The sequence below is a fragment of the Amycolatopsis sp. SID8362 genome, from assembly GCF_010550475.1.
GTDB classification, from domain to species: Bacteria; Actinomycetota; Actinomycetes; order Mycobacteriales; family Pseudonocardiaceae; genus Amycolatopsis; species Amycolatopsis eburnea.
This window is the reverse complement of sequence record NZ_JAAGNB010001019.1, coordinates 1-4,304: the sequence shown is the minus strand read 5'-3', so window position 1 is coordinate 4,304 and position 4,304 is coordinate 1. Positions and strand designations below refer to the sequence as shown.

Genomic DNA, 4,304 nt, shown 5'->3' with positions numbered 1-4,304 from the left:
GCTGCCCGGCCGCGTCCGGCTGGTCTTCCAGCCCGCCGAGGAGGTCATGCCCGGCGGCGCGCTGGACATGATCGCGGCCGGCGCGCTCGACGGCGTCGAGCGGATCTACGGCCTGCACGTCGACCCGCGCCTCGAAGTGGGTTCGGTCGGCCTGCGCGTGGGCGCCCTGACGTCCGCGGCGGACCTGATCGAGCTGCGGCTCACCTCGCCGGGCGGCCACACGTCCCGGCCGCACCTGACGGCCGACCTGGTCCACGCGCTGGGCACGGTGATCACCGGGCTGCCGGCGCTGCTCTCGCGCCGGGTCGACCCCCGTTCCGGCACCGTCCTGGTGTGGGGCGCGGTCCACGCGGGCCAGGCCGCCAACGCGGTGCCCCAGGACGGTGTCCTGCGCGGCACGCTCCGCACGGCCGACCACGAGGTCTGGACGTCGCTGGAGCCGCTGGTGGCGTCCTCTGTGGAGTCCCTGCTGGCCCCGACCGGCGTCGGCTTCTCGCTGGACTACCGCCGCGGCGTCCCGCCGGTGGTCTCGGACGCGGACTCGACGGCGCTGATGCGCGCGGGTGTCGAAGCCGCCCTCGGCGAGGGCGCGGTGGCCGGCACCGAGCAGTCCTCCGGCGGGGAAGACTTCGGCTGGTACCTCGAGCACATCCAGGGCGCGTTCGCCCGCTTGGGTGTCTGGTCCGGCCCGCCGGCGCCGCAGTCGGACATCCACCGCCCCACGTTCGTCCTCGACGAGCGTTCCCTGCTCTGCGGGGTCCGCACGCTGGTCCACACCGCTTTGGCGGCGCTCGCCTGAGCGAGGTTGTCCACAGCTTCACCGAGTTGTCCACAGGCCGTGAAACGGCCCTTCCCTCGATCGGGGGAAGGGCCGTTTTGCGCGCCCGCGAACCGGCGGGCAAACTGGACGACGGCCCGCCGCGCGAGCCCCGCCGTCCTGCTGTTTTCGTTGTGCGGCAAGGAGATTCACGTTCGCCCGGAGCCGGGCCGAAGCCGGCATGCACATGCCGGCCGGCGCGCTCGACGGGGTGCCCGCGTGCTCTCGCGCGGGCTCGTGGTAGCGCTCAGGCCACCGAGTTGTCCACAGGGTGTGGAGTCAGCCGCTGATGCCCGAACAGGGCCGGGTCCGCAGGTCGTCGACGTAGTCCGCCGGCGCTCCGGCCGCCTCCGCGGCGTCGGCCAGTACGCCCAGGTACCGCGCCGACGGCAGACCGCCCTCGTAGGCGTCCAGGACGTACAGCCAGGCCAGCGCCGAGCCGTCCATGGTCTGGACCCGGAGCCGGATCTTCGTGTGCATCCCGAGCTCGCCGCCTTCCCAGCGGTCGAGCCCGTCCTCGTCCAGGGGCGTCACGTCGTAGAGAACGACGAAGACCCGGGATCCCGGGTCTTCGACGATCGTGGCCAGGGCACCTTCCCAGCCGAGGTCCTCGCCGCCGAAGGTCAGGCGCCACCCCTCCAGCCAGCCGGTGCCGGCCATCGGAGAGTGCGGCGCGCGCTCCAGCATCTGGGCGGGCTCCATGTTCGATCCGTACGCGGCATACAACGGCACGCCGACAGCCTAGCGACCTCTCCCTCGCCCGAGTGGACGCACTCGCCGTGTTCGCCCACTTCAGTGTCCGGACACCTGCGCCGCGTACGGTGAGAGCACCGCACACGAGCACATCGAGGAGGACTCAGGTGACCAGGATCGTGATCATGGGCGGGGGCCCGGCCGGCTACGAAGCCGCGCTCGTCGCGGCCCAGCACGGCGCCGACGTCACGATCGTCGAACGGGACGGCCTGGGCGGCGCCTGCGTGCTCTACGACTGCGTCCCGTCGAAGACGTTCATCGCGAGCTCCGGCGCGCTGGCGAAGATGCACGACCTCGGCGAGCTCGGCATCAACACCGACCTGGCCGACACCAGCATCGACCTCCCGACCGTGCACGGCCGCGTGAAGGGCCTCGCGCTCGCGCAGTCCGCCGACATCCGCGCCCGTGTCCAGCGCGAAGGCGTCCGCGTCGTCATCGGCGAAGCGCGCTTCTGCGACGAGGAAACCGGCCTGGCCACCCACAAGGTCGCCGTGACGACCAAGGACGGCACCGAGGCCCTGCCCGCCGACGTCGTCCTGATCGCGACCGGCGCCACCCCGCGCGTCCTCCCCGGCGCGGTGCCGGACGGCGAGCGCATCCTCGACTGGCGCCAGCTCTACGAGCTCCAGGAGCTGCCGGAGCACCTCGCCGTGATCGGCTCGGGCGTCACCGGCGCCGAGTTCGCGTCCGCCTACACCGAGATGGGCGTCAAGGTCACCGTCGTCTCCAGCCGCGACCGCGTCCTCCCGCACGAGGACGCCGACGCCGCCGCGGTGCTCGAAGAGGTCTTCTCCCAGCGCGGCACGACCGTGGCGAAGCAGGCGCGCGCCGACCGCGTCGAGCGCACCGACAAGGGCGTCGAGATCCACCTCGCCGACGGCCGCGTGATCGAAGCCAGCCACGCGCTGATGACCGTCGGGTCGATCCCGAACACCCAGGACATCGGCCTCGACAAGGTCGGCATCGCCCCCGGCCCCGGCGGGTTCATCACCGTCGACCGCGTATCGCGCACCTCCGTTCCCGGGATCTACGCCGCCGGTGACTGCACCGGCGTGCTCATGCTGGCCTCGGTGGCGAGCATGCAGGGCCGCATCGCGATGTGGCACGCGCTGGGCGAAGGCGTCGCGCCGATCAAGCTCAAGACCGTCGCCGCCAACGTGTTCACCCACCCGGAGATCGCCACCGTCGGCATCAGCCAGCAGGCGATCGACTCCGGCGAGGTGCCCGCGCGCACCATCATGCTGCCCCTGGCCACCAACGCGCGCGCGAAGATGGAGGGCCTCCGCCGAGGCTTCGTGAAGCTGTTCTGCCGCCCCGCCACCGGCGTGGTCGTCGGTGGCGTCGTCGTGGCGCCGCAGGCGAGCGAGCTCATCCTTCCCATCGCGCTCGCCGTCCAGAACCAGCTCACAGTGGACCACCTGGCACTGACATTTTCGGTCTACCCGTCGCTGTCGGGCTCGATCACCGAGGCCGGGCGCCAGCTCATGCGCCACGACGATCTGGACTGATCCGGTAGGCAACCCGTCGCGCCCTGTCGCGTCTTGTCGGGGTAAGGCTTGAAGACGCGAAGGGTGCGATGGTGCGCAAGACGGTGGTTTTCGTTGCGGCAGCGGTGATCGGTGCGACGGCGCTGGCGGCGCCCGCGACGGCGCAGAGCGGCGGTCCCGCGGCACCCGCGCCGGCCGGCAGCGTCCAGCTCAACGTCAACACCGCGATCAACCGGACGCTCGTGGACAAGTACGTGCGCGACGCGCCGAACGTCGCGCTGGCCAAGTGCGAAGGCGCTTCGCCGAAGTTCGCCTCGCCGGTGCTGGACTTCGCCAACTACACCCCGGGCCCGTTCATGGGCGCGGACGCGAACATCAGCGCGGACGCCACCCTCAAGCCCGGCACGGCCGCGGGCGAGTACCCGCTGACCGTCACCTGCGGCGGCCAGACGTACACCACGAAGTTCACGGTGCCGGCGGCGCAGGTGGCGAAGGTGCCGTCCGGTGCCGCGAAAGCGGGCGACGGCAGCATGGCAGGCTGATTTTCTTTTGTCGGAACCGCCCCGGAGTTCGCTCCGGGGCGGTTTTTTATGTCGCTTTCGTGACCTTCGGGCGCAACCCGCCCCAGGCAGAGGCGTCTTAGGGGGTATAGGCGAGCGGACGAAGCCGAGGCAAGGGGAACTGTGATCGGTGTCCGCGAAATGGCTGAGCCGAATCATTCCACAGGGGAGAAAAGAATGAAGAATTCTGTCGTCGTCGCGGGCGTCGCCGCGGCTTTCCTCGTTCTCGCGCCCGGCGCCGCGCTCGCGAGCACCGCGCCCAGCGCTTCGCCGACTGCGACGCCCACGGCGCCGTCCTCCTCCCAGGAGGCGCCGCCGGACCACGTGGGCGTCCCGAAGGCGTACGTCCGCGTGATGCCGAAGATCGCCCGCTCCGCCACGAAGGTGGAAATCCGTGTCGGCTGCGCCGCCGAGGGCACGCACGGCTTGACCTCGCCGGCGCTCACCATCGGCGCGCTGCGCCGCACCGGCCCGCAGAACGACCCGGCGATCGCGCCGGCCGCCGTCGCGACCGCGGTCGTGAAGCAGGTGAAGCCGGGCGTCTACCCGGTGTCGTTCTTCTGCGGCGGCGCGGAGGTCAGCACCAAGATCACCGTTCTGGGTGGTTCGAAGCAAGTCACCAAGGTGCCGGCCGGGGCGCCGCAGACCGGCGGCACGGACGGCCCGGTCGACGGCTCCGGCGCGCCG

Annotated in this window: 5 protein-coding genes; 4 read left to right on the top strand and 1 reads right to left on the bottom strand. The window is 71.6% G+C overall.

The genetic code is table 11. The features are described from left to right. Positions 1-799, top strand: a 799-nt coding sequence (locus G3I65_RS32115; protein WP_160699426.1) for an amidohydrolase, incomplete at its 5' end; no start/stop codon positions are given. Between the two features lie 297 nt (positions 800-1,096). Here G3I65_RS32115 and G3I65_RS32110 read toward each other — a convergent pair. Beyond that, entirely contained in the window at positions 1,097-1,549 is a 453-nt protein-coding gene (locus tag G3I65_RS32110) for a gamma-glutamylcyclotransferase (RefSeq protein WP_191984024.1), read from the bottom strand. 128 nt (positions 1,550-1,677) lie between these two features. On the opposite strand from G3I65_RS32110, the gene G3I65_RS32105 reads away from it, so the two are divergent. From G3I65_RS32105 to G3I65_RS32095, 3 genes are all read left to right on the top strand, one after another. Next, entirely contained in the window at positions 1,678-3,078 is a 1,401-nt protein-coding gene (locus G3I65_RS32105; RefSeq protein WP_160699425.1) for an NAD(P)H-quinone dehydrogenase, read from the top strand. 71 nt (positions 3,079-3,149) lie between these two features. Continuing rightward, positions 3,150-3,599 (top strand): hypothetical protein, encoded by a 450-nt coding sequence (locus G3I65_RS32100; protein WP_160699424.1) that lies wholly within the window; start codon positions 3,150-3,152, stop codon positions 3,597-3,599. Between the two features lie 195 nt (positions 3,600-3,794). Beyond that, positions 3,795-4,304: hypothetical protein (locus G3I65_RS32095; protein WP_160699423.1), on the top strand; the 510-nt coding region annotated here is incomplete at its 3' end.